This window comes from Stutzerimonas chloritidismutans AW-1, from assembly GCF_000495915.1.
Lineage (GTDB): Bacteria > Pseudomonadota > Gammaproteobacteria > Pseudomonadales > Pseudomonadaceae > Stutzerimonas > Stutzerimonas chloritidismutans.
Window position 1 is genome coordinate 13,399 of record NZ_AOFQ01000049.1, and the last position, 26,270, is coordinate 39,668.

Genomic DNA, 26,270 nt, shown 5'->3' on the forward strand with positions numbered 1-26,270 from the left:
GAACCGCCATGGATTGTCTGTTTTGCAAGATCGTGGACGGGGAAATTCCCGCACGCAAGCTTTACGAGGACGATCAGGTTATCGCCTTCCACGACATCGCGGCTCAGGCCCCGGTGCACTTTCTGGTGATTCCGAAGAAACATATCGCCACCTTGCACGACCTGAACGAGGAGCACGACAAGGCGCTCGCCGGGCATATCCTCTTGACTGCGCAACGCCTGGCCACAGAGCAAGGGTGTCAGGACGGTTTTCGCGTGGTGATGAACTGCAACGACCTAGGCGGGCAGACGGTCAACCATATTCACATGCACGTACTCGGTCAGCGGCAGATGCATTGGCCGCCAGGCTGACAGCCAAGCGCCCAAACTGCAGCCTCATCCACTGCCCGTGGCTCCAACCTGTTCCGGAGGACATATGACCAGCCAACGCCACTACTCCCCAGCTGACCGCTTGCTGATGCAGGCTGATTCGGCCCTGCGCACGCTGTTGCCTTTCAGTGGCCAGCCAGCACGCCCGTCGCCGGCGGTCTTGAAGAACGAGGCCGAACTCAGCGAGAGCGAGACCCGCCACGTTGCCGGCCTGATGCGCATCAACCACACCGGCGAAGTCTGCGCTCAGGCGCTGTACCAGGGCCAGGCCCTGACGGCTCGCCTCCCGCAGGTACGTCGGGCGATGGAACAGGCGGCGGATGAGGAAATCGACCATCTGGCCTGGTGTGAACAACGCATCCGCCAGTTGGGCAGCCACACCAGCGTGCTCAATCCGCTTTTCTACGGGCTGTCGTTCGGGATTGGCGCCACGGCCGGTCTGATCAGCGATCGCATCAGCCTGGGCTTCGTCGCTGCTACTGAAGATCAGGTCTGCAAGCACCTGGACGAGCATCTTGGCCAGCTCCCGGCAAGCGACGACAAATCCCGCGCCATTCTCGAGCAGATGCGCGAGGACGAGCAGCAGCACTCCACCGCCGCCATCGAGGCCGGCGGCCTGCGATTTCCAGCCCCGGTCAAATTCGGCATGAGCCTGGTATCCAAGGTCATGACCAAGGCGACTTATCGCATCTGACATTTGCCACGAAAAAGGGCGCCGAAGCGCCCTCATCAATGACAATGCTGCTGAAGCCTACGCATGACGCGGCATGTTGCGCGCGTAGAAAATTTCCAGCATCTCGTGACGCAACCGCTTCTCGACCTGCTTGCGCTGCTCCGGAGAAAGATTGCTGGTCGCATCGCCGAACAGATAATTCTCCAGCTCGAAGTCCTTGAGCAGCATCTTGGTGTGGAACAGATTCTCCTGGTACACATTCACATCGGTCATCTGATAGACCGAGCGCGTGTCATCAGACAGGTAGTTCTGGATCGAGTTGATCTCGTGATCAATGAAGTGCTTCTTGCCCTCGACATCGCGGGTAAAACCGCGCACGCGATAATCCACGGTGACGATATCCGAATCGAACTGGTGGATTAGATAGTTGAGCGCCTTCAGCGGCGAGATAACACCGCAGGTTGAAACATCGATATCGACGCGGAACGTGGCAATGCCGTCCACCGGATGTATTTCCGGGTAGGTATGCACGGTGATGTGGCTCTTGTCGAGGTGCGCAAGGATGGTTTCGGGCAGCGGGCCAGGCGACTCCTCGATCTGACTGTCAGTTGGCGTCACCGGTTGTTCGGAGATCAGAATCGTCACGCTGGCGCCCTGCGGCTCGTAATCCTGGCGGGCAATGTTGAGTATGTTGGCGCCAATGATGTCTACAACATCGGTCAGAATCTGTGTAAGTCGCTCGGCGTCGTATTCTTCATCGATGTACTGCACATATGCCTGCTGGTCTTCGGAGGTCTCGGCATAGCAGATGTCGTAGATGTTGAAGCTCAAGGTCTTGGTCAGATTATTGAACCCGTGAAGCTTGAGTTTGCTTTTCACCATTGGAAACATTCTCTTGTCGGGGCTCATGCCCGTCGGACACCGAAGCATCTGAGCAGGACGGTAAACACCTCTTCGCGCCGGTGACGGCCGTTATTGCAATGGAATGAATGACACCCGAATCAATTGGGGCTGCGCATGATGCAGAGCGGGAGGCTTGTCTAAAGCGTTACCAGACCCACTCCCATCGATTGAGATAGCCGATAGCGGTCAGTCGAGCTCGACAATCTCGTAAGCATGGCTGATCTCGACGCCGGCACGACCTAGCATGATTGAGGCCGAGCAGTACTTCTCCGCCGAAAGCTCGACCGCGCGCTTGACCTGAGCCTCCTTCAGCGAGCGGCCCTTGACGACGAAACGCAGATGAATCTTGGTAAACACCTTTGGGTCTTCGGATGCACGGTCGGCCTCAACGAAGACTTCGCAACTATCCACAGCCTGCCGCGACTTTTTCAGGATGCTCACTACATCGAAGTTACTGCAGCCACCCAGGCCAAGTAGCAGCATCTCCATGGGGCGTACGCCAAGGTTACGTCCGCCGTTCTCGGGCGGGCCATCCATCACCACGACATGTCCGCTGCCGGACTCGCCAAGGAACATCGCACCGTCGACCCATTGAATGCGCGCTTTCATCGCCAACTCCAATAAAAACAGGGCGGATAGCTTAGCATGGGCCTTTAAATCGACAGCGTCACATACGCGACTAAAGGTGCGTTGACCCACACGTTTCGCCTGTCGCAACTTTGCAACTGCTCCGCCTTGGTCTGTTAAGCTCACGAAAGCTGAATGACAGCCACATATAACAATAATCAGTCTTTATTGAATACTTATCCGGGACCCACAGCATGGTAGCTATCTCTCTTACGCCCAAGATAAAGAATATCGACAAGTTGCTCGCCCATTGCCATAGACGGCGGTACACGGCAAAGAGCACGATCATTTACGCAGGCGACCGTTGCGAGTCGCTTTTTTTCATCGTCAAAGGCTCGGTCACCATTCTTATCGAGGATGATGACGGTCGCGAGATGATCATCGCCTATTTGAATGCAGGCGACTTTTTCGGAGAGATGGGGCTTTTCGAGAAAGAAGGGGCGGAAAAGGAACGCAGCGCCTGGGTCCGCGCAAAGACCGAATGCGAAGTTGCCGAACTGAGCTATGCGAAGTTTCGCGAGCTGACCCAGCAGGATCCGGACATCCTCTACGCCCTCGGCAGTCAGATGGCCGAGCGTCTGCGCAACACCACACGCAAGGTCGGCGACCTGGCCTTCCTCGACGTTACCGGCCGTGTCGCGCGTACCTTGCTCGACCTGTGCAAGCAGCCTGACGCCATGACTCATCCGGACGGCATGCAGATCAAGATCACCCGCCAGGAAATCGGCCGTATCGTCGGTTGCTCCCGCGAGATGGTCGGTCGGGTGCTCAAGAGCCTGGAAGCCCAGGGTCTCGTCTATGTCAAAGGCAAGACCATGGTGGTATTCGGCACTCGCTAATCCTTCAGACCGCTACCTGCCAGCGCGCAATGCGCGGGCAGGCGGTCACTCCGGATCGGCAGCGACAGGGGCCGCACGGCCGCGCGAACGATCAGGGTAGAACAGGCGCTGCAGCTCTACGCCTGGCTGTTCAGCACGCATGAACGCCTCGCCCACCAGAAACGCATACACCTGGTTTATCTCCATCAGCTCGACATCGGCACGATTGAAGATCCCGCTCTCGGTCACCACCAGACGATCCTTTGGAATCCGCGGCAGAAGATCCAGCGTGGTTTCCAGGTTGACCTCGAAGGTATGCAGGTTGCGGTTGTTGATGCCCACCAGCGGCGTTTCCAGACGTAGCGCACGTTCGAGTTCGGCAGCATCGTGCACTTCTACCAGCACATCCAGCCCCTGCTCCTTGGCCACTGCCGCCAGCTCGTGCATGCGGGTATCTTCCAGTGCCGCGACGATCAGCAGAATGCAGTCGGCGCCAAGCGCTCGCGCTTCGACCACCTGATACGGGTCGATCATGAAATCCTTGCGGATAACCGGCAGCGAGCAAGCCGCCCGCGCCTGCTGCAGATATTCATCGGCGCCCTGAAAGAAATCGATGTCAGTCAGTACCGACAGGCAGGCAGCGCCCCCGGCCTCGTAGCTGGCGGCAATCTCGGCGGGCAGGAAGGGGTCGCGAATGACCCCTTTGCTCGGCGATGCCTTCTTCACCTCAGCGATAACCGCAGGCTCCTTGCTGCGCACCCGGCGCTCAAGCGCGGCAGCGAAGCCACGCACCGGATCGGCAGCTGCGGCACGCTGCTCCAGCTCACCCAGCCCGACCTGGCGACTGCGCTGCGCAACCTCCTCGAACTTGCGGGCGATGATCTTCTCCAGAACGGTCGGCACGCTCACTTTTGATTCTCCTGCTTGAATACCGCGGTGAAGGAAACCAGCTCCTCCAGCTTGTCACGCGCCAACCCGGTGCTGAGGGCATCATGCGCCATCTCGACACCCTGCTTCAGGCTGCTCGCCAGATCGGCTGCGTAAAGCGCAGCGCCAGCGTTGAGCACGATCATGTCGGCAGCCTTCTGCCCGTTCTCGCTCTGCCGACGCCCCAGCGCATCGCGGATCAAGGCCAGCGAGCCCTGAGCGTCCTCTACGTTCAGGCCGATCAAGCTCTGGCTCTTGATGCCAAAGTCCTCGGGCTGAATGCTGTATTCACGGATCTCACCATCCTTCAGCTCGGCAACATGCGTCGGCGCGGCGAGGCTGATCTCGTCCAGCCCATCCTGCGCATGCACCACCAGCACATGCTTGCTGCCCAGACGCGCCAGCACCTCCGCCATGGGCCGGCACAATGCCTTGCTGAACACACCAAGCACCTGATGGCGGACGCCGGCCGGGTTGGCCATTGGCCCCAGTATGTTGAACAGCGTCCGCAGGCCGAGTTCGCGGCGCGGGCCGGCCGCGTGCTTCATGGCGCCATGATGGGCCGGGGCGAACATGAAGCCGACGCCGACCGTATCGACACTGCGCGCCACCTGCTCGGGCGTCAGGTCGAGGAAGACCCCGGCCGCCTCGAGCAGATCGGCGCTGCCGCTCTTGCCGGATACTGCGCGGTTACCGTGCTTGGCGACCTTGCCGCCAGCGGCCGCAACGACGAACGAGGCTGCGGTGGAAACGTTGAAGATATTCATCCCATCGCCACCGGTGCCACAGGTGTCGACAAGCTTGTCGGTGTCGAAACGCACCGGGGCGGCAAGCTCACGCATGACCTGCACCGCGCCGACGATCTCGTCGATGGTTTCGCTCTTCATGCGCATGCCCATGAGGAACGCACCGACCTGCGCATCAGTGCATTGACCGGTCATGATCTGACGCATCACCGCCTGCATCTCTTCGGTGGTCAGGTCCAGCTGACCGACGATGCGGTTAAGGGCTTCCTTGATATCCATCAGCGCACGCCTCCGGTCTGCTTCAGAAAATTCGCGAACAGCTCATGGCCCTGTTCGGTGAGGATCGATTCGGGGTGGAACTGCACACCCTCTATATTCAGCGTCTTGTGCCGCAGCCCCATGATCTCGTCGACGGAGCCATCCTCCAGCTGGGTCCAGGCGGTGATCTCCAGGCACTCGGGCAATGTCTCGCGCTTGACCACCAGCGAGTGGTATCGGGTGACGGTCAGCGGATTATTGAGCCCGGCGAACACACCCTGGTCATGGTGAAACACCGGGCTGGTCTTGCCGTGCATGGCCTGCCGAGCACGTACCACATCGCCACCGAAGGCCTGACCGATGCTCTGGTGGCCGAGACAAACGCCGAGAATGGGCAACTTGCCGGCGAAATGACGAATCAGCTCCAGCGACACACCCGCCTCGTTCGGCGTGCACGGCCCCGGCGAGACGACGATCCACTCCGGATTCAGCGCTTCGATCTCAGCCACGCTCAGCTCGTCGTTGCGCACCACCTTGACGTCGGCACCAAGCTCGCCGAGGTATTGCACGACGTTGTAGGTAAAGGAATCGTAGTTATCCAGCATCAACAGCATGATCAGTTCTCCTGCTGGTCGCGTTCGGCCAGGGCCACCGCGCGGAACATGGCGCGGCGCTTGTTCAGCGTCTCTTCCCATTCGAGCGCCGGCTGCGAGTCGGCGACGATGCCGGCACCGGCCTGCACGTGCAGCTCGCCGTCCTTGATCACCGCGGTACGAATTGCGATGGCGGTATCCATGTTGCCGTTCCAGGCGAGGTAGCCGACCGCGCCGCCGTAGACGCCACGCTTGACCGGCTCGAGTTCGTCGATGATTTCCATGGCGCGAATCTTCGGTGCACCTGAGAGCGTGCCGGCCGGCAGGATCGCGCGCAGCGCATCCATCGCCGTCAATGGCGCCTTGAGCTGGCCGGTGACGTTGGAAACGATGTGCATGACATTCGAATAGCGCTCGATGACCATCTTCTCGGTCAACCGCACCGAACCGTTCTCGGCGACACGACCGACGTCGTTGCGGCCCAGGTCGATCAGCATCAAATGCTCGGCCAGTTCCTTGGCGTCGCTGAGCAGATCCTGTTCCAGCGCCAGATCGGCCTCCTCGGTGGCGCCGCGCGGGCGGGTGCCGGCGATGGGCCGGACCGTGACCAGGCCGTCCTCGACCCGCACCAGCACTTCCGGCGACGAGCCCACCACATGGAAATCGCCGAAATTGAAGAAGTACATGTACGGCGTCGGGTTGAAGCAACGCAGCGCACGGTAGAGATCGATCGGCGCGGCCTTGAACGGGATCGACATGCGCTGGGAGATCACCACCTGCATGCAGTCGCCGGCGAGGATGTAGTCCTTGATGCGGTTGACCGCCTGCTCGTAATCCTCGCGGCTGAAGCTGGAGCGGAAGGTCGGTTCGGCACCATTGCTCTTTTCGAAATCCAGGCCAAGGCGCGGCGTGATCGACTGGCGCAGCTTCGCCCGCAACGCCTGCAAGCGAGCCTGACCGGCCTCGTAGGCTGCCGGCTGCGACGGATCGACCAGCACGATGCAGTGCAGCTTGCCGGCGAGGTTGTCGAAGACCACCACGGCGTCGGAAACCATCAGCAGGATATCCGGTGTGCCCAGCGGATCCGGGTTGGGGCAATTGCCCAGTTTGCGCTCGACATAGCGCACGCTGTCGTAGCCGAAATAGCCGACCAGCCCGCCGTTGAAGCGCGGCAGGCCTTCGACCGGCGCGACGCGGTAGCGCTGCTGGAAGGATTCGACGAAGGCCAGCGGATCCTCGACCTCACAGGCCTCGGTCTCGATGCCATCGGTGGTCACGCTGATACGGTGATCCCGCACGCGCAGCACGGTGCGGCACGGCAGACCGATGATTGAGTAACGCCCCCACTTCTCGCCGCCCTGAACGGATTCAAGCAGATAGGAGTTCGGCGCATCGGCCAGTTTCAGGTACAGCGACAGCGGCGTGTCGAAGTCGGCAAGGGTCTCGAATGACAGGGGGATGCGGTTATGGCCTTCGGCGGCCAAACGCAGGAATTCTTCGCGGGTCATGTCAGCCTCGTGGTCTGAGGAGGGTTCGAACGAACAACGGCAAACGCGCCGGCCTGGCCGGCAGGGAAAGTCAGGCGCGCCAGCGCCAACGGGCCAGAGCCTTGATGACTTTCATCCATTGTCTGCGGGTGAGCACCACGAGCTGATCTCTTCGGTGGGTCAAAAAGAGTCCGGCCACACTAGCGCAGCCCCGGAGCCGAAGCAACCAGCTCACGCAGGTCGTCGAGCACCAAAGCCGGCTGCTCATCCGCGATGGGCTCGCCGTGGTTGTAGCCGTAGGTAAGCGCGACACATGGGACTGCCGCAGCCTTAGCAGCCCGCACGTCATTGCGCGAATCACCCACGAACAGCGATTCGCCGGGCGCAACGCCCGCCTTGTCCATCACCCAGACCAGCGCCGCCGGATCGGGCTTCTGCTGCGGCAAGGTATCGCCGCCGACCAGCCACTTGAAGTAACCGGCCAGCCCCTTCTCCTCCAGCAGCGGTTCGATGAACTGCGCCGGTTTGTTGGTGATGATTGCGAGCTTCACCCCACGCTCGCGCAGCCAGTCCAGGCATTCACGAACGCCCGGATAGACAGCCGTCAGCTCGTGGCCGCCGGCGTACGCCTGCATGAACAGCGCCAGCGCCTCGTCGGCCAACTCGTCGCTTATCGCTTCATGCTCCAGCTTACCGGCCAATGCGCGACGCACCAGCACGCGCGAGCCATTGCCGACCCAGTCGCGTACCCGCTCGATGCCGGCGGGCTCGCGACCAAGCAGCATCAGCATCTTGTCCACTGCGGCGGCCAGGTCCGGTGCCGAATCCATCAGGGTGCCGTCCAGGTCGAACATCACCAGCCGTGGCAATTTGCCGTCGAACAGTTGCTCCAGGCGAGTCATGGCCGGGCCAGCGCCAGCTCGGCGCGCATCTGGTCGATCACGGCTTTGTAATCCGGCTGGTTGAAGATCGCCGAGCCGGCAACGAAGGTATCGGCGCCCGCCGCAGCGATTTCGCGGATGTTCTTCGGATTCACACCGCCGTCGATCTCCAGGCGAATCTCGCGGCCGCTGGCATCGATCAGCGCACGCGCTTCGCGCAGCTTGTCGAGGGTATTGGGAATGAACTTCTGCCCGCCGAAACCGGGGTTGACGCTCATCAGCAGGACCATGTCGACCTTGTCCATGACGTACTTGAGCACGTCCAGCGGCGTGGCCGGGTTGAACACCAGACCGGCCTTGGCGCCGCCGTCCTTGATCAGCTGCAGCGATCGATCGATGTGCTCGGAGGCTTCCGGGTGAAAGGTGATGTAGCTGGCACCGGCTTCGAGGAAGTCGCCGATCATGCGATCCACCGGCTTGACCATCAGGTGTACGTCGATGGGCGCGGTGACGCCATGCTTGCGCAGCGCGGAGCAGACCATGGGGCCGATGGTCAGGTTGGGTACGTAGTGGTTGTCCATCACGTCGAAATGGACGATGTCGGCGCCGGCGGCCAGCACGTTGTCCACTTCCTCACCCAGACGGGCGAAGTTGGCGGAAAGAATCGAAGGGGCGATGGCGAACGGCTGCATGACGACCTCGGGTAGCACGGCAAGATGCCGCGCATTGTACCCGAGGGGTCAGGGTTGCGGCGCGCCTGACATCCATTGCGGATGCCGGCGAGCCCGCCGTTGGATCAGGTCAGCTCATCGAAGCACTCACCGATAATGGCCAGGCCACGGTCGAGCAGTTCGTCTTCGGCAGTCAGCGGCACCAGCACGCGCAGCACGTTGTAGTAGGTACCGCAGGACAGCAGGATCAAGCCCTTCTCCCGCGCCCGAGCGACGATCTGCGACGTCAGCGCCGCAGCCGGTCGCGCCAGGTCGCCCTCCTCGAACAGCTCGATGGCGATCATCGCGCCGAGGCCGCGCACCTCGCCGATCTCCTTGTGCTTGGCCTGGATCGCCTTGAGGCCGGCGGTGAGCTTCTCCGCCACCGCCTTGCAGCGGTCGAGCAGATGCTCCTCCTCGAAGATTTCCATGACCGCCAGCGCCGCCGCGCAGGACAGCGGGTTGCCGGCATAGGTGCCGCCCAGCCCGCCGGGCGCGATGGCATCCATGATCTCGGCCCTGCCGCACACGCCGGCGATCGGGAAGCCCCCGCCGACCGACTTGGCAAAGGTGGTCAGGTCGGCAACCACGCCCATCTGCTCCATGGCGAAGAAGGTGCCGGTGCGCCCGGCGCCGGTCTGCACCTCGTCGGCGATCAGCAGGATGCCGTGCTCGTCGCAGAGCGCGCGCAGGCGGGCCATGAAATCCTTCGGCGCGACATTAAAGCCGCCCTCGCCCTGCACCGGTTCGACGATGATCGCGGCGATGTCGCGCGGCTCGGCATCGTTCTTGAAGATGCGCTCGATGCTCGCGATCGAGTCATCGACGCTGACACCATGGATCGCGCAGGGATACTGCGCACGGAAGATCCCGCCCGGCATCAGGCCCATGCCGGCGGAGTACGGGGCGACCTTGCCGGTCAGGCCGAGGGTCATCATGGTGCGGCCGTGATAGGCGCCGGTGAATGCAATCACGCCGGCACGGCCGGTGGCGGCGCGGGCGATCTTCACCGCGTTCTCCACGGCCTCGGAGCCGGTGGTGACCAGCAGGGTCTTCTTGGCGAAATCACCCGGCACCCGCGCGTTGATCTTCTCGCACAGCTCGACGTACGGCTCGTAGGCCAACACCTGGAAGCAGGTGTGGGTGAGCTTGTGCAGCTGGTCTTCCACCGCCTTGACGATCTTCGGATGCAGGTGGCCGGTATTCAGCACGGCGATGCCGCCGGCGAAATCGATGAACTCGCGGCCCTCCACATCCACCACGCTGCTGTTCTTCGCGTGGTCGGCAAAGATCGGGTGGATCTGGCCGACGCCACGGGGAACGGCGGCGACACGGCGTTGCATAAGGGATTCGTTGGTCTTGCTCATAAGCTCCTCGGTAGCCGCTCATCGTCGGCACGGGTCGGAAAGAACGCCAGGAAGCGGGCGCGGCAGCATACGATGATCGACTGCCGCGCCATCCAAAGCGTTCGGATTACAGTAAAACTCCGTGCATTATTTTGCACGCCTGTTTAGGCCGCTGGCGTCAGATACCGCCCAGGCACAGGTATTTGATTTCGACGTATTCATCCAGGCCGTACTTCGAGCCTTCACGGCCAAGGCCGGAGGCCTTCATGCCGCCGAACGGCGCTACCTCGGTAGAGATCACTCCGGTGTTGATGCCGACCATGCCGTACTCCAGCGCCTCGGCGACACGGAACACCCGGCTCAGGTCGCGGGCGTAGAAATAGGCGGCGAGGCCGAACTCGGTGTCATTGGCCTGACGGATCACCTCGGCCTCGTCGCTGAAGCGGAAAAGCGGCGCCAGCGGACCGAAGGTTTCTTCTCGCGCCACGGCCATCTCGGACGTGACGCCGCCCACCAGCGTCGGCTCGAAGTAGTTGCCGCCCAGTGCATGGGGTTTGCCGCCGGCCAGCAGGGTGGCGCCCTTGTCGAGGGCGTCCTGCAGATGGCGCTGAACCTTGGCTACGGCCGCGGCATCGATCAGCGGACCGGTGGTGACGCCCTCCTCCGCACCGTTGCCGACCTTCAGCCGCGCCACCGCAGCGGCAAGCTTGGCGACGAAGGCGTCGTAGATGCCGTCCTGTACGTAGATGCGGTTGGCACAGACGCAGGTCTGCCCGGCGTTGCGATACTTGGAGATCATCGCGCCCTCGACCGCCGCATCCAGATCGGCGTCGTCGAAGACGATAAAGGGTGCGTTGCCGCCCAGCTCCAGCGAGAGCTTCTTCAGCGTCGGCGCGCACTGCTGCATCAGCTTGATGCCCACCGCCGTCGAGCCGGTGAACGAGAGCTTGCGCACGATAGGGTTCTCACAGAGTTCGGCACCCACCTCACGGGACGTGGCGGCATCGGCGGTGATCACGCTGAACAGTCCCGCCGGAATGCCCGCACGCTCAGCCAGCGCGGCCAGCGCCAGTGCCGAGAACGGTGTCTGCGGCGCTGGCTTGAGCACCATGGCACAGCCGGCGGCCAGCGCCGGGCCGGCCTTGCGGGTGATCATGGCGCTGGGGAAATTCCACGGCGTGATCGCCGCGGTGACGCCGACCGGCTCCTTCTGCACGAGAATGCGCTTGTCGCCGGCATGGGCAGGAATCACGTCGCCGTAGAGGCGCTTGCTCTCCTCGGCGAACCACTCGAGAAAGGATGCGGCGTAGGCCACCTCGCCCCGCGCCTCGGCCAACGGCTTGCCCTGTTCGGCGGTCATGATGCGCGCCAGGTCTTCCTGATTCTCCAGCATCAACTCGTACCAGCGCCGCAGGCGCGCCGCGCGCTCCTTGGCGGTCAGCGCGCGCCAGGCCGGTTGGGCTGCCTGCGCGGCTTCGATGGCGCCGCGGGTTTCGCCGCGGCTCATGTTCGGCACGGCGCCGATCAGCTCGCCGGTGGCCGGGTTGAAGATTTCAGTGCGCGCGCCACTGTCGGCCTCGCACCACTCACCGTTGAGATAGGCGGTTTGGCGCAACAGATCGGGTTGCCCAAGTTGCAGAGTCATGTGCGTATTCCGTCAGGCAGGTTGTTGAGTGCGCAGCTTCTCGGCGCGGCCACGCAGCCACTCCAGAGTCAGCAGCAGGGCGATGGAAAAGCCGATCAGCAGAGTCGCCGCGGCGGCAATGGTCGGGCTGAGGTTCTCCCGTATACCGCTGAACATCTGCCGCGGCAGGGTGATCTGCTCCGGTCCGGCGAGAAACAGCGTCACCACCACTTCATCGAACGAGGTGGCGAAGGCGAACAGCGCGCCGGAAATTACCCCCGGCGCGATCAGCGGCAGTGTCACGCGGAAGAACGCGGTCAGCGGTGATGCGCCGAGGCTGGCCGCAGCACGCACCAGGTTGTAGTTGAAGCCCTGCAGCGTCGCGGAGACCGTGATGATCACGAAGGGCACGCCGAGCACCGCGTGCACCAAGATCAGCGACAGGTAGCTGTTGCCCATGCCCAGCGGTGCGAAGAACAGATAGCTGGCCACACCGATGATCACCACCGGCACCACCATCGGCGAGATCAGTATGGTCATCAGCAGCGCCTTGCCGCGAAATTCCGCGCGGGTCAGGCCGACCGCCGCCAGGGTGCCGAGCACCACAGCGAGAAAGGTCGCGGCGGGCGCGATGAGCATGCTGTTCTTCAGCGAGCGCATCCAGTCGGCCGAGCTGAACAGCGCCTCGTACCAACGCATGGAAAAGCCCTGCAAGGGATAGACGAGGAACGAGCCGGAATTGAACGACAGCGGCACGATGACCAGCACCGGCACAATCAGAAACAGCAGCACCAGGGCGCAGAGAATGCGCAGCGCGTAGTACCAGGCCCGTTCGACGGGTGACATATAGGGGCTCAGCATGAAAGGTTCTCCTGCCCGGCATGAAGACTCTGAAAAGGCGGCCGCGCCGCGACGTGCGTCATCTCAACCCAGCCGCAGGCGGCTGGCACCGACCAGCCAGCTGTAGATGACGTACAGCAGCATGGTGGCGAGCAGCAGCAGGCCGCCCAGCGCCGTGGCCATGCCCCAGTTGATAGTGGTGTTGGTGTAGAAGGCGACGAAGTAGCTGACCATCTGGTCGTTCGGGCTGCCGAGCAACGCCGGGGTGATGTAGTAGCCGATGGAGATGATGAGCACCAACAGGCAGCCGGCACCGACACCGGCCAGCGTCTGCGGAAAGTACACCCGCCAGAAGCTGGCGAACGGATGACAGCCCAGCGACACCGCGGCGCGCATGTAGCTCGGCGAGATGTTCTTCATCACGCTGTAAATCGGCAGGATCATGAACGGCAGCAGGATGTGCACCATGGCGATGTAGACGCCGGTGCGGTTGAACACCAGCTGCAGCGGCTCGTCGATCAGACCCATCTTCAGCAACGCACCATTAATGAGGCCGCCGGACTGCAGCAGCACGATCCACGCCGCCACACGCACCAGAATCGAGGTCCAGAATGGCAGCAGCACCAGGATCATCAGCAGGTTGCTCTGCCGCGCCGGCAGGTTGGCCAGGAGATACGCCAGCGGGTAGGCCAGCAGCAGGCAGATCGAGGTGATCACCAGGCCCATCCAGAAGGTGCGGGCGAAGATATCCAGATACACCGCCTGATCCGGCGAGACCTTGGCCAGCTCGCCCAGCTCGTCGATACGGTGATCCAGCGCCGCCAGCAGGTAGTAGCCGGTCACCGCACTGTCGTTGCGCTGGATCACCTGCCAGAACGCCGGATCGCCCCAGCGCTCGTCGAGGGCTTCCAGTGCCTCCTGATAAGAGGCCGGTGTCTCGCGAAACGGCATCGCCCGCGCAGTCTTGGTCAGCAGGCTGCGATAGCCCGCCAGCTCCATGTTCAACCGTTTGGACAGATCGCCCAGGCTCTGTTCACGGCGCGCCTGATACAGATCCTCGGCCAGCGCCTGATAGGCCGGATCCGCTGGCAGCCCACGACCATCCCATTCGGCCAGCGCCGCCAGCGTGCGTGGCAGCGTGTTCACCACCTCGGGGTTCTCGACGCTGCGCCAGAGCAGCGAGGCGATGGGGACCAGAAAGGTCAGCAGCACGAACAGCAGCAGCGGCAGGATCAGCGCCTGCGACTTGAGCTTGTTCACCCGTTCGGCCCGTGCCAGTCGCTGTTTCAGATTGGGCTCGGCGATCTCGTTCGCCGGCAGGGATATTGCTGTGGCCATGAAGACTCCGCGATTCGTTCCGATAGCTGGGACCGGCCCCGCCAATGCGGCGGGGCGCTCAGGTCAGCGTGCCGCCCAGGCGTTGAAGCGCTGTTCGAGCTGCTCGCCGTAGTCGGCCCAGAAGGTCACGTCCATCGCCACCTGGTCGGCGATGTTTTCCGGTGCGGTGGGCATCTGCGCCAGGCGCTTTTCATCCAGCAACGACACGGCCTGGGTGTTCGCCGGGCCGTAGGCGATGTTCTCGGAATAAGCCTTCTGCTGCTGCGGCTCGACCGTGAAGGCGATGAATTTGCGTGCCTGCTCCTGACTCTTCGCGCCCTTGGGGATGGCCCAGGAGTCGAAGTCATAGATACCGCCGCTCCAGACGATCTGCAGGTTGCTCTCGTTCTGCACGGCTGCGATGCGGCCGTTGTAGGCGCTGCTCATTACCACGTCGCCGGAGGCGAGGAACTGTGGCGGCTGCGCGCCGGCTTCCCACCACTGAATGTGCGGTTTGAGCTGATCGAGCTTTCTGAAGGCGCGGTTCTGACCGTCCTTGGTGGCCAGCACCTTGTAGACGTCCTTGACCGGCACGCCGTCGGCCATCAGCGCGAATTCGAGGGTGTACTTGGCGCCCTTGCGCAGGCCGCGCTTGCCGGGGAATTTCTCGGTATCCCAGAAATCCGCCCAGCTGGCCGGCGCGCTTTTCAGCTTGTCGGCGTTGTAGGCCAGCACCGTCGACCAGACGAAGAAACCAACGCCGCAGGGCTGAATCGCGCCTTCGACGAAATCGTCCGGATTGCCGACGATGCCCGGGTCGAGTTCCTCGAACAGCCCTTCGTCGCAGCCGCGGGACAGTTCCGGCGACTCCACTTCCACCAGGTTCCACGACACGCTGTTGGTGTCGACCATTGCCTTGACCTTGGCCATTTCGCCGTTGTACTCGCCGGCGATGATGCGCCCGTGCCCCGCCGCGTCCCACGGCTCGTAGAAGGCCTTGACGTGGGCCTGCTTGTTGGCGCCGCCAAAGCTCACCGCGGTGAGGTTTTCGGCAGCGGCGTACCCGGCACAGACGAGTCCGAGCGCCAGCGCGGACAGTTTCAGGTAGTTGCTCATACCAGTTCGCTCCTTGATGCAGTTGTGTGGGTTTTTCCAGGCATCGCCTCAGGCGCCTGCAGCGGGTCGAGCGCACGAACGTGCTCGACATGCCAGCCGATCGGCACCACGTCACCGACCCGCAGGGCGCTGTCGAACTCGGCGATCGGCTGTTTGACGAAGAAGTCGTTGACCCCGCATACCTCGAGACGGATGCGGATGTGGTCGCCGAGGTAGATGAACTCGGCAACGCGCCCGGTGAAACGGTTCGGGCAGTTGGCACTGGCGCCGTTGAGCAGCACCCGCTCCGGGCGGATCGACAGGCTGACCGGCGACCCCGTCGCACCGACATTGACCGCCAGCGCCTCGACGGTTTCGCCGCGACCGAGCTTGACCGTGCAGCTCTCGCCACGCCGCTCCAGCAGGTGCGCAGGCAGGCGGTTGTTTTCGCCGAGAAAGTTGGCGACGAAGGTGTTCAACGGCTTTTCGTACAGGGTGCGCGGGTCTTCGATCTGCTGGATCTGGCCCTGATGGAACACCGCCACCCGATCGGACATGGTCAGCGCCTCACCCTGGTCGTGGGTGACGTACACCACGGTGACGCCGAGGCGCTCGTGCAGGTGCTTGATCTCCATCTGCATCTGCTCGCGCAGCTGCTTGTCCAGCGCGCCCAGCGGTTCGTCCATCAGCACCAGCTGCGGCTCGAACACCAGCGCGCGGGCGAGCGCCACGCGCTGTTGCTGGCCGCCGGAGAGCTGCGCCGGATAGCGGTTGCGAAAGCCCTCCAGCTGGACCATCGCCAGGGCGCGCTTGACCCGCTCCTTGATATCAGGCTTGGCCATGCCGCGGACGCTGAGCGGAAACGCCAGGTTCTCCGACACGGTCATGTGCGGAAACAGCGCGTAGTTCTGGAACACCATGCCCATGTCGCGCTTGTGCGGTGGCACGTTGTTGATCGCCCGGCCATCGAGGAGAATTTCTCCCGCCGTGGGCGTTTCGAAGCCAGCCAGCATCATCAGACTGGTGGTTTTGCCCGAGCCAGACGGCCCGAGCAGGGTGAGGAACTCGCCGCGGCGGATGTCCAGATTGAGATCCCTGACGATCAGCGACTCACCGTCATAGCTCTTCTGGATGCCGCGAAAGCTCACCAGGATATCGTTCGCCGTTGACTCGACCATGCTGCTGCACCTGCGTAACCGTTGAACCGTGGTCACAGCGTAGAAGCGCAGCGGCGGTGGAAAAATCGGTACAGCGGAGCGATTGGCCTAGGCGTGAGGGAGAGTCGCGTGTAGGGAACGCCCTACACGGCGGGTCGGTGGCTGGTGCTCAGACCAGCTTGTGTTCCATGGCGTAGCGCACCAGATCGGCCACCGAATGCGCCGCCAGCTTCTGCATCAGGCGGGCCTTGTGGGTGCTGATGGTCTTGCTGCTGAGCGCCAGCTTGCCGGCGATGTCGTTTACAGAGTCGCCCTGCACCAGCCGTTCGAACACCGAGTATTCGCGTTCGGAAAGCAGCGCATGGGGTGGACGCGAATCGGTCAGGCCGACCTCGAAGACCATGCGATCAGCCAGCGCCGGGTCGATGTAGCGCCCGCCACCGGCGACCTTGCGCAGAGCGGTGAGCAGCAGCGCCGGCTCGCTGTCCTTGGTCGCGTAGCCGGCAGCGCCGATCTTCAGCGCCCGCGCCGCCATCTGCGCTTCGTCGTGCATCGACAGCACCAGTACCGCCGGCGGCTGGTTCAGCGCGCGAATCCGTGGAATCGCCTCGAGGCCGTTGACGCCGGGCATGGAGATGTCCAGCAGGACCACATCGCAACTGATCTGGCGCAACTGGTCGAGCAACTGCTGGCCATTGGCAGCCTCGCCGACCACCTGCATGTCACGCGCCATGCCGATCAGCTGCTTGATGCCCTCGCGGACGATGGCGTGATCTTCGGCGACCATGACCCTGATCATGTCGGCAATGCTCCAGTGCTTGCGGCTGATGGAAGCGGCAGCGGGTCCAGTGGAACCCGCGCCGTGATGGTGGTGCCCTCGCCGGGCTGGCTGTCGATTATCAGTTGCCCGCCGAGCATCTGCACCCGCTCGCGCATACCGACCAGGCCGAACGAACTGCCGGCGCCGCGCGCGGCCACAGGAAAACCGCAACCATCGTCGCTGACGCGCAGACAGAGCATGTTGCCTTCGAGCAGTAACTGCACGCTGACCGTCTGCGCCTGGGCGTGACGCATCACGTTGGTCAGCGACTCCTGAAGAATGCGGAACAGGCCGATGGCTTTCGCGTTACCCAGCAACGGCGGGCATTCCGGCACTTCGACCAGACAAGCCACGCCGCTGCGCTCCTCGAAGCGCCGCGCCTGCCATTCCACGGCCGAGGCGATGCCGGCATCGAGAATCGGCGGGGGCAGCGCGGCGCAGCGCGGTAGCGACATCGCGCACCCGCTGGAACAGCTGGGCGATCAGCCGCTTCATGCTCTCCAGCCGCTGCGCCAGGGCCGGGTCGAGGTCGGCGAAGCCCAGCTCGCACATCGAGGTTTCCAGCTTGAGTACGGTCAGCACCTGGCCCAGCTCGTCGTGCACTTCGCGGGCGATATGCGCCTTCTCCTCCTCGCGCACGGTCTCCAGGTGCGCGGCCAGCTCGCGCAACTGGGCGCGCGAGGCATCCAGCTCCAGCTCGATGCGCTTGTTGTCGGTGATATCCCAGACGATGCCGTCCCATACCTGGCGGCCATCCGGCTGGCCGCGCACGGAGGCGCGGATATCCGCCCAACGCACTTCGCCGTCGCGATTGAGAATGCGCCCCTGCCAGCGCCAGTCCTGGCTTTTCTCCAATGCCAGCTGCTGGCTGGCCCAGTAGCCTGCCTCGTCATCGGCGTGCACCAGGCTGCGGATGCCAAGTCCCGGCTGCAGCAAGCGCTCGGCGGAATAGCCCACCAGGCGCTGACTGGCTTCGCTGATATAGGCCACTCGCACCGGTTCCTGCGGCCCGTCCCGCTCCAGGCGGAACACCAGCCCGGGCACGTTGCCGGCCATTGCCTTGAGCCGCGCCTCGCTCTCCTGCAGCTGGGCGCTGGCGCGACGGCGCTCGGTAATGTCGGCGAGAAACACCACCAGATATTCACGGCTGCCGAAGCGCAGAAAACTGTAGGTGACGGCCGCCGGAAAGCGCTGGCCGTCAGCGCGCAGCCATTCGCATTCGTGTACCTGGCGATCATCCTCGCCCGTGCGGGCAGCGCGCCAGCGCGCGAGCCAGGCATCCATGCCCAGCGCCGGGTCGAAGGTTTCCAGCGGGTGATCCAGCAGCCCGCCGGAGGAATGCCCGAGCAGCACCTCGGCGGCCTGGTTGGCGTAACGCACGCGGCTGTCCCAGTTGAGCCAGAGGATGCCGACGGTGCTGTGATCCAGACAAAACTGCGTCAAACGCTGCGCTTCTTCGGCCGCCTCGCGCAGCTCGATATCGCGCCGGGCGGTCTTCAGCCGGCTTTCCAGCAGGCCATGCTGATGCCGCTGCCAGGCCAGCATCAGCAGGCAGGCCAGCAACAACACGCCGAGCAAAAGACTGAGACTGCGCCAGTAGCTGACCTCGCGACCGAGGTCGATGCTGCGGGTCTTGAGCCACTGTTCCTGCAGCTGACTGAATTCCCGCGCCGGAAATTGCCGTATCGCCGCCTCGAGCACGGCGGCAAGTTCCGGGCTGTCACGCCGCGAGGCGATACGCAGAAGCTGCGGGTTGCCCAGATCACCCACCACCGCCAGCGAGTCGTACTCCACCTGCTGCGAAAGGCGGCCGAACACCGGCTCGTCAATGACGGCATAGCTTGCCTTGGCTTCCAGTACCTGGCGCAGCGCATCGCCCTGGCTGGTCGCGGTCAGCACGGTGATATTGGGATAGTTGCTGGCGAGGAACTCGGTGATCGGCCCCGGCCCGACGGCGGAGACCAGCTCGCTCGGGTGCAGATATTCAAGATCGATTGCACGCGGGCCGCCACGATCACCGACGAGCAGGCGCGGGATACGCAGAAAGGGATCGCTATATCGCCACAGCCGCAAGCCTGCCGGCGTCTGCCGTAAGCCGGGGGCCACATCGATCAAGCCCTCCCGAGCGGCCTTCTCCAGCGCGGCCTCGTCATTGAAGCGGCGCCAGTGCAGGCGAACGCCGAGATCGTCCGCCAGATGCTCCATCAGCTGCACATGAAAGCCTGACAGGCGCCGCTGGCGCTGGTCATACTCGGCATAGGGCGCGCCCATCACCCCCCCGACACGCCACTCCGGATGCTGCTCCAGCCAGGCACGGCTGTCGTCGTCGAGCGTCACGGCACTGGCCGCTAAAGGCAGCATGAAGCTAATGAGGAGAAGGAAACGCAGGGTTGAGGCGAGCATATATTCACGCGATTGATGGGCGTGCCGACACGCTGTTGTAATGCATAACCCCTGCCGGCGCCAGCGTGGTACCGGCATCCATAGCGGAGACAATCCATGCGTCGCTTGTCTGCTTTCGTGCTTTTGTTCGGCGTCGCGCTTGGCGGCGGCGTGCCGTACATCGCAGCGGCGCAGGAACCGGAGGCGCCTCAGGAAGCACCGGCGGAGGAGCCAGCAGCAACGCCACGACCATCGCCACAAACTCGTAGCGAGGCGCTGGCCGCAGGGCTGCAACGACAGCTCGAGGCCGCCGCCCAGCTGCAGCTCGGCGACGAGGACAAATTCCTCGCACTCTGGCACCCGGCCAATACTGCGAAGGCCCGCGGCGTGCTCGTCATTATGCCGAGCGAAGGCGAAACCGCCGATTGGCCACGCGCAATCGGCCCGCTACGGCGCGGCCTTCCCGAACATGGCTGGCATACCCTCAGCCTGACACCCGCTGATCCGGCGCTTAGCCCTGGCCCGCGCCCGCCAACGCCAGAAGCCCCGGCTGCGGAAGAGAAGCCCGAAACGGAAGAAAACCCTGAGCCTGACGCCACCGATACCCAGCCGGCCGCGGCGCAAACCACTTCGGCGGGCTACCTGCCTGAGCAGACGGCAGCCACGGACAACGACGAATCGACGCCGCCACAAGCCGAGCAGGACACGCCGCCCCCAACTCATGCCGAGCGCATGCTGGCGCGCCTGGATGCTGCCATCGAGCATGCGCGCTCACTGCAGGCGTCGACGATTGTTCTGATCGGCCATGGCACCGGCGCCTACTGGGCGAGCCAGTACCTGGCACAGCTTCAGCCAAAGGATGTCGCGCAACTGGTGGTGATCGATCCACGCGCACCGTTGCAGGCGGAACAGCCGCTGGAGAGCTATCTCGCAACGCTACCCGCCGCCATCGGCGACTTCTATACGGGCACCCGAGCAGCCGCAAATCAGCAGGCACTGCAGCGGCGCAATGCAGCGCGCCGTGCTGGGCACCCGGACTACCGCCTGGTCGCACTGCCAGGCCTGACCGGTGACCGCAATACCGACCAGGAACAACTGGTGCGTCGCGTGCGGGGCTGGCTGGAGCGCAAGCCGCCACAGTGACGCCCGCTCAGCGAAAGCCGCGGCGCTCGCGAATCAATGCGTAGGCACTGTGCAGCTCGCGGGTGCGCTCGGTGGCGTCGCGCACCTGGGCGGCATTCGCACCAGCCCCCGCCTGCTTGTCCGGATGGTGCTTGCTCAGCAGGCGCCGATAAGCGCGCTTGATCAGCTGCGGGTCGGTATCCGGACGCACACCCAGCAGCTGCATGGCCTGCTCGTAAGCACCACCCCGCCCGGCCGGCGCCTCCTTGCGTCGGGTCGCGCCCGGATCGAGCGCGGCCACCTCGGCGGCATTCCAACCCAGCCACTTGCCCCAGAGCAGCACCAGCTCGTGCTCGCGTGCGCCCATGCTTCCCTGCGCACGTGCCATGCGCCAGCAGGCCTGGATCAGGCGGCGGCTTTCCTCGCGCTGGCTGCGCAGCCGTTGCAGGGTATCGCGCAGGCCGTCACCACTCGACTTGCCGCGGTTGAAGGCGGCGATGGCCTGCTGCTGCGCGGCGGCATCGAGCCCCTGCCGGCGCATCTCGTCACGTGCGGCCTGGATATGCGCCGGGCTCACGCGACCGCCACTCTTGGCCAGACGCCCCAACAGGAAGAACAGCAAATCCCGGCCTTGCAGCACCGGCTTGCCGGCCAGGCGCGCACGCAGGCTGGCCCAGGAATCGAGCCCCAGACGACGATCGAGCACCTGACCCAGCAGACCGCCGAGCAAAGCCCCCGGAATGCTGGCCAGCAACCAGCCGATCAGCAGCCCCAACAGCGTGATGGGCCAGAACATGTCAGCGTCGCGCCTCCAGTAGTTGCTCGACTTCCGCCAGGCGCTCATGGGTACCCACGTCGATCCAGGCCCCGCCAAAGCACTCGCCGGACACCTGCCCATCTGCCATGGCGCGGCGCAACAACGGCGCCAGCTTGAACGCACCCGGCTGGCAGCCTTCGAACAGCGCAGGATGCAAAACGGAAATGCCACTGTAGGTCAGCGCGTCACCATCGACCTCGGGCTCCGTGACGGCCGATTCGCCCAGGCTGAAATCGCCCTGGGGGTGGTGCGGCGGATTGTTCACCAGCACCAGATGCGCGAGCCCGTGAAGCGGCCGTCTCAGCCGGGCGAAATCGTAGTCGGTCCAGATATCGCCGTTGACCACCAGGAACGGCTCATCGCCGAGCAGCCCCAAGGCCCGATGAATGCCGCCGCCGGTCTCCAGCGGCTCGCCCTCGGGCGAATAGCGGATAGCCACGCCGAAAAGACTGCCGTCGCCCAGATAGTCTTCGATCTGCTGGCCGAGCCAGGCGTGGTTGATCACCAGTTCCTCGAAACCCGCGGCGGCCAGCGCACGAACGTGGTACTCGATCAGCGGCACGCCGGCGGCGCGAACCAGCGGCTTCGGCGTGTGCAGCGTCAGCGGGCGCAGCCGCTCGCCCTTGCCGGCGGCCAGAATCATCGCCTTCATGCGTGCGGCGCCTGCGGCAGCTCTGCCAGCAGTTGCTGCAACTCGCCCAGTTCCGGTCTGCGCGCCAACACGGCCTCGATATAGGCAAAGAAGCGCGGCACGTCGGCCAGGTATCGCGGCTTGCCGTCGCGATGGCAGATGCGCGCGAAAATGCCGATCACCTTGAGGTGGCGCTGCAGTCCCATCAGGTCACTGGCACGCAGGAACTCGTCGAGCGATTCGGGCAGCGATACGCCAGCAGCGCGCGCCTTGTGCCAGTAGCCTTCGAGCCAGGCCCGCACCTGCGCTTCGGGCCAGCTGAGAAAGGCATCCTTGAACAGCGAGGTGATGTCGTAGCTGACCGGGCCGAGCACCGCGTCCTGAAAATCCAGTACACCAGGGTTGGGCTCGCTGATCATCAGATTGCGCGGCATGTAGTCGCGATGCACCAGCACCCGTGGCTGCGCCAGCGCCGAGTCGATCAGTTGCCGACAGATACGCTCCCACGCAGCCTGCTGCGCTTCAGTTAACGTATGGCCGAGATGGCGCTGCACATACCACTCGGGGAACAGCTGCAGTTCACGGCGCAGCAGCGCCTCGTCGTATGCCGGCATCGGCTGGGTCACCGGATGCAGCTGGAACTTCAGCAAGGCCTCCACGGCGTCTTCGAACAGCTGTTCGGCATTGCTCTGATCGATGACATCCAGATAGGTCTGGCGGCCCAGATCGGTCAGCAGCAGGAAGCCGCGCTCAAGATCGGACGCCAGTATCTGCGGCACATGGACGCCGGCTTGATCCAGCATCTGCGCGACCTTGACGAAGGGTCGGCAGTCTTCCTGGGGCGGCGGTGCGTCCATCACGATCAGGCTGCGCTCGCCACCCTGCCAGCGGAAGTAACGGCGGAAGCTGGCATCGCTGCTGGCCGCAGTGAGCTGCGCCGCCGGCACTTCGCCCCAGCCGCAACGGGCGAAGATTTCGGGTAATTGCTGTTCCAGCCAGGCGCTAAGGTCCAGCAGACGTTGATCTTGATGCGGCATCCAGGGGGTCTCCACGGCGCTAGCCGATAGGCGGGTCATGCTTTATTATCCTGCATCTTGTGCGACACGGCATGGTTCGTGTTGTGCTTGGTAGGCAGCTGTGCCAGCAGAACCTAAGCCTTTGAAATATAGGGTTTAAATCTACGAAACAGCACAAGTATCTGGCCTCATTCAGGCTTATAAAGACCCGCATGCGGGGATGCGAATTCCCCGTGCAGGGAAAGGAGCGTCTCGAATTTGCCGTCCGGCGAGTTCGATCGAAGCCCATCGAAAAGACAATCCGGTAACCGCCGGCTTGCTCAAACACTCCATAGCCCTGAGGCGACATTCTCGCCTCAGGGCGAGAAGTCACCTCTGGCAATGGCTTGTTGGCCATCACCCTTGTCGAGAGACACCAGAGGTACTTGTCCTAAGCACAGAGCGAAAGCTCTGCTTGTCATTGTCCAACCATCGCCGGCACGGGATGGTAGCGGACTCGTTGTGCGACCAACGGTAGCCTAGGGAAACATGCGTCACTGGTAACGGTGGGGTATGAAGCTTTCCCGACAATGTAGCCCCCATTATGGGTGCGCACTCGCTGCGAGGCAGTGTTGCAGATGCTCGGAGCAGTACCGGGTTGAGGCGCTAGGCTGGCTGGTATGGGCAACACAAGTGAACTGCTGATAAACGTCGTAAGGATAACCATGCCCAAGCTGCTGTCAGGCATGAACCAAAAGGTACGAGGTCGGTTATCTCCGTGGGATGTGGGGATACGTCGCCATCATGACCTCCGGCGAAAAGGCAGGCCCTAACCCAGTCGTGTGACAAGCAGGGAACGTGGTAAGCCCGTATTGCTGCCCTTGTGGCAGGGGAGCCGTAAGGCGAACTGTTGGCGGTGCGGGTATGGGATTGCAGAAAAAGCGAATGCCGGGCTGTAATGGTTCGGATAGGGGTTCGAACATCACCCCACGGGAAACCGGGCAGACTTCTGCATGGTCTTTCGTCGCATGACGTCTGACTGACCTCACTCAAATAGGTGGCAAGCCCACCAGGCTCGTATCCCTTCACGGGATAGGGGAAACGCAAGGAGAAAACGGATGAACGCTTTTGCTCGTGAGATTCTCGCGGCCGCAAGGCAGGCTCCGGCCATCTACTTCGCGCCGCTCCTGGGTGCGATTCAGGAAGTAAAAGCCGAGTGGCAGCGCCAAGTGCGCGGCAACGAGGCCAGCTCTTCTCTGGATAGAAAGCGCTAGGAGCACCCGCAAGCCCTCCAGGGTTTGCCGTAGCCATCATCAACCCCGTTCGGGACCATTGTTCCCGAACGGGGGCAGTGCGTTTCCGCTCGGGTTCTACCTGAGAGGAAAGCAGCATGAAAGAACTCAGCCAGCCGGCCGAGTCTGCGTTTTCCGACACCCCGCAGCAATGGCACGACATCGACTGGTGTCGTGTGCAGCGGAATGTCCGAGGAATGCAGATACGGATTGCGAAGGCTTGTCGGGAAGGCAGATGGCGCAAGGTGAAAACCCTGCAAAGGATGCTGACCCGCTCGAAGTCGGCCAGATACTTGGCCGTACGACGAGTCACTGAAAACCAGGGCAAGCGCACGGCGGGAGTCGACCGCGTGCTCTGGGATACACCCCACGCGAAATGGAAAGCGGCTCAAGGGTTGAAGCGGCACGGATATCAGCCACGGCCTTTACGGCGCGTGTTCATTCCGAAGTCGAATGGGAAGGAGCGCCCTCTGGGTATCCCGACCATGACCGACAGGGCCATGCAGGCGCTGTATCTGCTGGCGCTGGCGCCCATTTCGGAAACCGCGGGTGATCCGAACAGCTACGGCTTCAGGATCGAGCGCTCTACGGCAGATGCAATGGGGCAGTTGTTCGTCTGCCTATCCAAGAAGGCTTCGGCCCAATGGGTATTGGAGGCGGATATACAAGGATGCTTCGACCACATCAACCATGACTGGCTGATCGCCAACGTCCCGACGGACAAGGCGGTTTTAAGGAAGTGGTTGAAGGCTGGTGTAGTACACAAGGGCCAGCTACAGGCAACGGACGCTGGTACGCCACAAGGCGGGATCATCTCGCCAACTTTGGCAAACATGGCACTCGATGGCCTGGAATCACAGCTCAAGCAGCACCTGAGCGTGACAAGGGCCAAGAAGCTGAAAGTCAATGTGGTGCGATACGCAGATGATTTTGTGATTACAGGTACCTCCCCGGAGGTACTGGAAAACGAGGTCAAACCTTGGGTAGAGCAGTTCCTGGCGGTACGCGGGCTGCGGTTGTCACCTGAGAAGACGCAGATCGTCCATATCGACCAAGGCTTCGACTTCCTGGGATGGAGCTTCCGCAAGTATCAAGGGAAGCTCCTGATCAAGCCCAGCAAGAAGAACGTCAAGGCGTTTTACAGCAAGGTCAAGGGAGTTATCGAGAGCAGCAAAACAGCAAGGCAGGAGGATCTAATCCGAGCGCTGAACCCGATGCTGCGAGGCTGGGCGCTATATCACCAGCCCGTAGTTGCCAAACAGGCGTACAGCCGCATGGACAGCAAAGTGCTCCTCAAACTCTGGCGTTGGGCGAAACGGCGGCACCCGAACAAATCGCTGGAATGGGTGCAAAAGCGGTATTTCAGCACCACTGGCGACAGAAATTGGGTGTTCGCCACCACGGTAACGGAAGGAGGTGGGGCAACACGGGAAATTGCGCTGTACTCGCTTGCGGGTACGCCAATCGAACGACACAAGAAGGTGAGCGGGGAGTACAACCCCTTCGATCCCTCCATGGAAGAAATGGGCGAAAAACTGCGGACGGAGCGGATGCTGAAAAAGCTGAAGTACCGGACTCAAGTTGCCAGCCTGTTCCAGAGTCAAAAAGGACTGTGTCTGCTGTGCAATCAACCGATTACCAGGGAAACAGGTTGGCATGACCACCACATTATCTACCGCTCACAAGGTGGTAGAGACTCCCTGGATAACCGGGTACTATTGCACCCAATTTGTCATACACAACTCCACATACGTGGCCTGACAGTGAGTAAGCCGGCCCTCTCGGGGGCTTTGTTAAAGGCTTGAGCCGTATGCGCTGAAAGGCGCACGTACGGTTCTTAG

The 26,270-nt window shown here is 63.0% G+C and carries 24 protein-coding genes and 1 pseudogene; 6 read left to right on the forward strand and 19 right to left on the reverse strand.

Features of this window, described 5'->3' with window-relative positions; translation table 11 throughout:
* The first annotated feature begins 8 nt into the window (after positions 1-8).
* A complete protein-coding gene (locus F753_RS39800; protein WP_023445867.1) occupies positions 9-350 on the forward strand; it encodes a histidine triad nucleotide-binding protein in 342 nt (113 codons plus the stop codon).
* A gap of 64 nt (positions 351-414) precedes the next feature.
* The gene (gene coq7, locus F753_RS39805) at positions 415-1,062 is read left to right on the forward strand and encodes a 2-polyprenyl-3-methyl-6-methoxy-1,4-benzoquinone monooxygenase (RefSeq protein ID WP_023445868.1); all 648 of its coding nucleotides are present in this window, start codon (positions 415-417) and stop codon (positions 1,060-1,062) included.
* 57 nt (positions 1,063-1,119) lie between these two features.
* Here coq7 and speD read toward each other — a convergent pair whose 3' ends face one another.
* Entirely contained in the window at positions 1,120-1,920 is an 801-nt protein-coding gene (speD, locus tag F753_RS39810) for an adenosylmethionine decarboxylase (protein ID WP_031297947.1), read from the reverse strand.
* 210 nt (positions 1,921-2,130) lie between these two features.
* Complete coding sequence (locus F753_RS39815) at positions 2,131-2,553, reverse strand: OsmC family protein (RefSeq protein WP_014821655.1); 423 nt, start codon at positions 2,551-2,553, stop codon at positions 2,131-2,133.
* A 212-nt stretch (positions 2,554-2,765) separates the two neighbouring features.
* Between F753_RS39815 and crp the strand changes: the two genes are divergently transcribed.
* Entirely contained in the window at positions 2,766-3,410 is a 645-nt protein-coding gene (crp, locus tag F753_RS39820; RefSeq protein ID WP_014821656.1) for a cAMP-activated global transcriptional regulator CRP, read from the forward strand.
* A 45-nt stretch (positions 3,411-3,455) separates the two neighbouring features.
* Here crp and trpC read toward each other — a convergent pair whose 3' ends face one another.
* The 14 genes and pseudogenes from trpC to F753_RS39890 form a co-directional block, all read right to left on the reverse strand.
* Positions 3,456-4,298 (reverse strand): indole-3-glycerol phosphate synthase TrpC, encoded by an 843-nt coding sequence (trpC, locus tag F753_RS39825; RefSeq protein WP_023445870.1) that lies wholly within the window; start codon positions 4,296-4,298, stop codon positions 3,456-3,458.
* Positions 4,295-5,341: an anthranilate phosphoribosyltransferase gene (trpD, locus tag F753_RS39830; RefSeq protein ID WP_023445871.1), complete on the reverse strand. Its 1,047-nt coding sequence runs from the start codon at positions 5,339-5,341 to the stop codon at positions 4,295-4,297. The genes trpC and trpD overlap by 4 nt, the downstream gene beginning before the upstream one ends.
* On the reverse strand, positions 5,341-5,934 hold the full coding sequence (locus tag F753_RS39835; RefSeq protein ID WP_023445872.1) for an aminodeoxychorismate/anthranilate synthase component II: 594 nt from the start codon (positions 5,932-5,934) through the stop codon (positions 5,341-5,343). Before F753_RS39835 ends, trpD begins: the two co-directional genes overlap by 1 nt.
* Before the next feature lie 2 nt (positions 5,935-5,936).
* Positions 5,937-7,421, reverse strand: a complete 1,485-nt coding sequence (trpE, locus tag F753_RS39840) for an anthranilate synthase component I (protein WP_023445873.1) — start codon at positions 7,419-7,421, stop codon at positions 5,937-5,939.
* A gap of 179 nt (positions 7,422-7,600) precedes the next feature.
* Positions 7,601-8,302, reverse strand: a complete 702-nt coding sequence (locus F753_RS39845; protein ID WP_023445874.1) for a phosphoglycolate phosphatase — start codon at positions 8,300-8,302, stop codon at positions 7,601-7,603.
* Entirely contained in the window at positions 8,299-8,973 is a 675-nt protein-coding gene (gene rpe, locus F753_RS39850; RefSeq protein ID WP_015278319.1) for a ribulose-phosphate 3-epimerase, read from the reverse strand. Before rpe ends, F753_RS39845 begins: the two co-directional genes overlap by 4 nt.
* A 104-nt stretch (positions 8,974-9,077) precedes the next feature.
* Complete coding sequence (gabT, locus tag F753_RS39855; protein ID WP_023445875.1) at positions 9,078-10,358, reverse strand: 4-aminobutyrate--2-oxoglutarate transaminase; 1,281 nt, start codon at positions 10,356-10,358, stop codon at positions 9,078-9,080.
* A gap of 157 nt (positions 10,359-10,515) precedes the next feature.
* Positions 10,516-11,976: an NADP-dependent succinate-semialdehyde dehydrogenase gene (gene gabD / locus F753_RS39860; protein WP_031297952.1), complete on the reverse strand. Its 1,461-nt coding sequence runs from the start codon at positions 11,974-11,976 to the stop codon at positions 10,516-10,518.
* Positions 11,977-11,994: 18 nt separating this feature from the next.
* Positions 11,995-12,822, reverse strand: coding sequence for an ABC transporter permease (locus F753_RS39865; RefSeq protein WP_015278322.1), 828 nt, complete (start codon positions 12,820-12,822; stop codon positions 11,995-11,997).
* A gap of 63 nt (positions 12,823-12,885) precedes the next feature.
* The gene (locus tag F753_RS39870) at positions 12,886-14,139 is read right to left on the reverse strand and encodes an ABC transporter permease (protein ID WP_023445877.1); all 1,254 of its coding nucleotides are present in this window, start codon (positions 14,137-14,139) and stop codon (positions 12,886-12,888) included.
* A gap of 63 nt (positions 14,140-14,202) precedes the next feature.
* A complete protein-coding gene (locus tag F753_RS39875) occupies positions 14,203-15,234 on the reverse strand; it encodes an ABC transporter substrate-binding protein (protein ID WP_023445878.1) in 1,032 nt (343 codons plus the stop codon).
* Entirely contained in the window at positions 15,231-16,391 is a 1,161-nt protein-coding gene (locus tag F753_RS39880; protein ID WP_023445879.1) for an ABC transporter ATP-binding protein, read from the reverse strand. The genes F753_RS39875 and F753_RS39880 overlap by 4 nt, the downstream gene beginning before the upstream one ends.
* Before the next feature lie 148 nt (positions 16,392-16,539).
* The gene (locus tag F753_RS39885; RefSeq protein WP_023445880.1) at positions 16,540-17,169 is read right to left on the reverse strand and encodes a response regulator; all 630 of its coding nucleotides are present in this window, start codon (positions 17,167-17,169) and stop codon (positions 16,540-16,542) included.
* Positions 17,166-19,593 (reverse strand): annotated as a pseudogene (locus F753_RS39890) (PAS domain-containing sensor histidine kinase). Before F753_RS39890 ends, F753_RS39885 begins: the two are co-directional and overlap by 4 nt.
* A 96-nt stretch (positions 19,594-19,689) precedes the next feature.
* Here F753_RS39890 and F753_RS39895 point away from each other — a divergent pair.
* A complete protein-coding gene (locus F753_RS39895) occupies positions 19,690-20,715 on the forward strand; it encodes an alpha/beta hydrolase family protein (protein WP_023445881.1) in 1,026 nt (341 codons plus the stop codon).
* A 7-nt stretch (positions 20,716-20,722) separates the two neighbouring features.
* Here F753_RS39895 and F753_RS39900 read toward each other — a convergent pair whose 3' ends face one another.
* Genes F753_RS39900 through F753_RS39910 form a run of 3 tightly spaced genes read right to left on the reverse strand, consistent with a single transcriptional unit; the run spans position 20,723 to position 23,179 of the window.
* Complete coding sequence (locus tag F753_RS39900) at positions 20,723-21,490, reverse strand: TerB family tellurite resistance protein (protein WP_023445882.1); 768 nt, start codon at positions 21,488-21,490, stop codon at positions 20,723-20,725.
* A 1-nt stretch (position 21,491) separates the two neighbouring features.
* Positions 21,492-22,163, reverse strand: a complete 672-nt coding sequence (gene murU / locus F753_RS39905; protein ID WP_023445883.1) for an N-acetylmuramate alpha-1-phosphate uridylyltransferase MurU — start codon at positions 22,161-22,163, stop codon at positions 21,492-21,494.
* Entirely contained in the window at positions 22,160-23,179 is a 1,020-nt protein-coding gene (locus F753_RS39910; protein ID WP_023445884.1) for an aminoglycoside phosphotransferase family protein, read from the reverse strand. The genes murU and F753_RS39910 overlap by 4 nt, the downstream gene beginning before the upstream one ends.
* Before the next feature lie 1,076 nt (positions 23,180-24,255).
* Between F753_RS39910 and F753_RS49600 the strand changes: the two genes are divergently transcribed.
* Positions 24,256-24,411: a hypothetical protein gene (locus tag F753_RS49600; protein ID WP_023445885.1), complete on the forward strand. Its 156-nt coding sequence runs from the start codon at positions 24,256-24,258 to the stop codon at positions 24,409-24,411.
* A 116-nt stretch (positions 24,412-24,527) separates the two neighbouring features.
* Positions 24,528-26,234 carry a group II intron reverse transcriptase/maturase gene (gene ltrA / locus F753_RS39915; RefSeq protein ID WP_023445886.1) on the forward strand — a complete coding sequence of 569 codons (1,707 nt, stop codon included), beginning with the start codon at positions 24,528-24,530 and terminating at the stop codon, positions 26,232-26,234.
* Positions 26,235-26,270: the final 36 nt, after the last annotated feature.

Coding starts and splice junctions, on each gene's coding strand:
- F753_RS39800 (WP_023445867.1), top strand. CDS start 9: ATGGATTGTCTGTTTTGCAAGATCGTGGACGGGGAAATTCCCGCACGC.
- coq7 (WP_023445868.1), top strand. CDS start 415: ATGACCAGCCAACGCCACTACTCCCCAGCTGACCGCTTGCTGATGCAG.
- F753_RS39815 (WP_014821655.1), bottom strand. CDS start 2,553: ATGAAAGCGCGCATTCAATGGGTCGACGGTGCGATGTTCCTTGGCGAG.
- crp (WP_014821656.1), top strand. CDS start 2,766: ATGGTAGCTATCTCTCTTACGCCCAAGATAAAGAATATCGACAAGTTG.
- trpD (WP_023445871.1), bottom strand. CDS start 5,341: ATGGATATCAAGGAAGCCCTTAACCGCATCGTCGGTCAGCTGGACCTG.
- F753_RS39835 (WP_023445872.1), bottom strand. CDS start 5,934: ATGCTGTTGATGCTGGATAACTACGATTCCTTTACCTACAACGTCGTG.
- trpE (WP_023445873.1), bottom strand. CDS start 7,421: ATGACCCGCGAAGAATTCCTGCGTTTGGCCGCCGAAGGCCATAACCGC.
- F753_RS39845 (WP_023445874.1), bottom strand. CDS start 8,302: ATGACTCGCCTGGAGCAACTGTTCGACGGCAAATTGCCACGGCTGGTG.
- rpe (WP_015278319.1), bottom strand. CDS start 8,973: ATGCAGCCGTTCGCCATCGCCCCTTCGATTCTTTCCGCCAACTTCGCC.
- gabT (WP_023445875.1), bottom strand. CDS start 10,358: ATGAGCAAGACCAACGAATCCCTTATGCAACGCCGTGTCGCCGCCGTT.
- F753_RS39865 (WP_015278322.1), bottom strand. CDS start 12,822: ATGCTGAGCCCCTATATGTCACCCGTCGAACGGGCCTGGTACTACGCG.
- F753_RS39870 (WP_023445877.1), bottom strand. CDS start 14,139: ATGGCCACAGCAATATCCCTGCCGGCGAACGAGATCGCCGAGCCCAAT.
- F753_RS39875 (WP_023445878.1), bottom strand. CDS start 15,234: ATGAGCAACTACCTGAAACTGTCCGCGCTGGCGCTCGGACTCGTCTGT.
- F753_RS39880 (WP_023445879.1), bottom strand. CDS start 16,391: ATGGTCGAGTCAACGGCGAACGATATCCTGGTGAGCTTTCGCGGCATC.
- F753_RS39885 (WP_023445880.1), bottom strand. CDS start 17,169: ATGATCAGGGTCATGGTCGCCGAAGATCACGCCATCGTCCGCGAGGGC.
- F753_RS39895 (WP_023445881.1), top strand. CDS start 19,690: ATGCGTCGCTTGTCTGCTTTCGTGCTTTTGTTCGGCGTCGCGCTTGGC.
- F753_RS39900 (WP_023445882.1), bottom strand. CDS start 21,490: ATGTTCTGGCCCATCACGCTGTTGGGGCTGCTGATCGGCTGGTTGCTG.
- murU (WP_023445883.1), bottom strand. CDS start 22,163: ATGAAGGCGATGATTCTGGCCGCCGGCAAGGGCGAGCGGCTGCGCCCG.
- F753_RS39910 (WP_023445884.1), bottom strand. CDS start 23,179: ATGCCGCATCAAGATCAACGTCTGCTGGACCTTAGCGCCTGGCTGGAA.
- F753_RS49600 (WP_023445885.1), top strand. CDS start 24,256: ATGAACGCTTTTGCTCGTGAGATTCTCGCGGCCGCAAGGCAGGCTCCG.
- ltrA (WP_023445886.1), top strand. CDS start 24,528: ATGAAAGAACTCAGCCAGCCGGCCGAGTCTGCGTTTTCCGACACCCCG.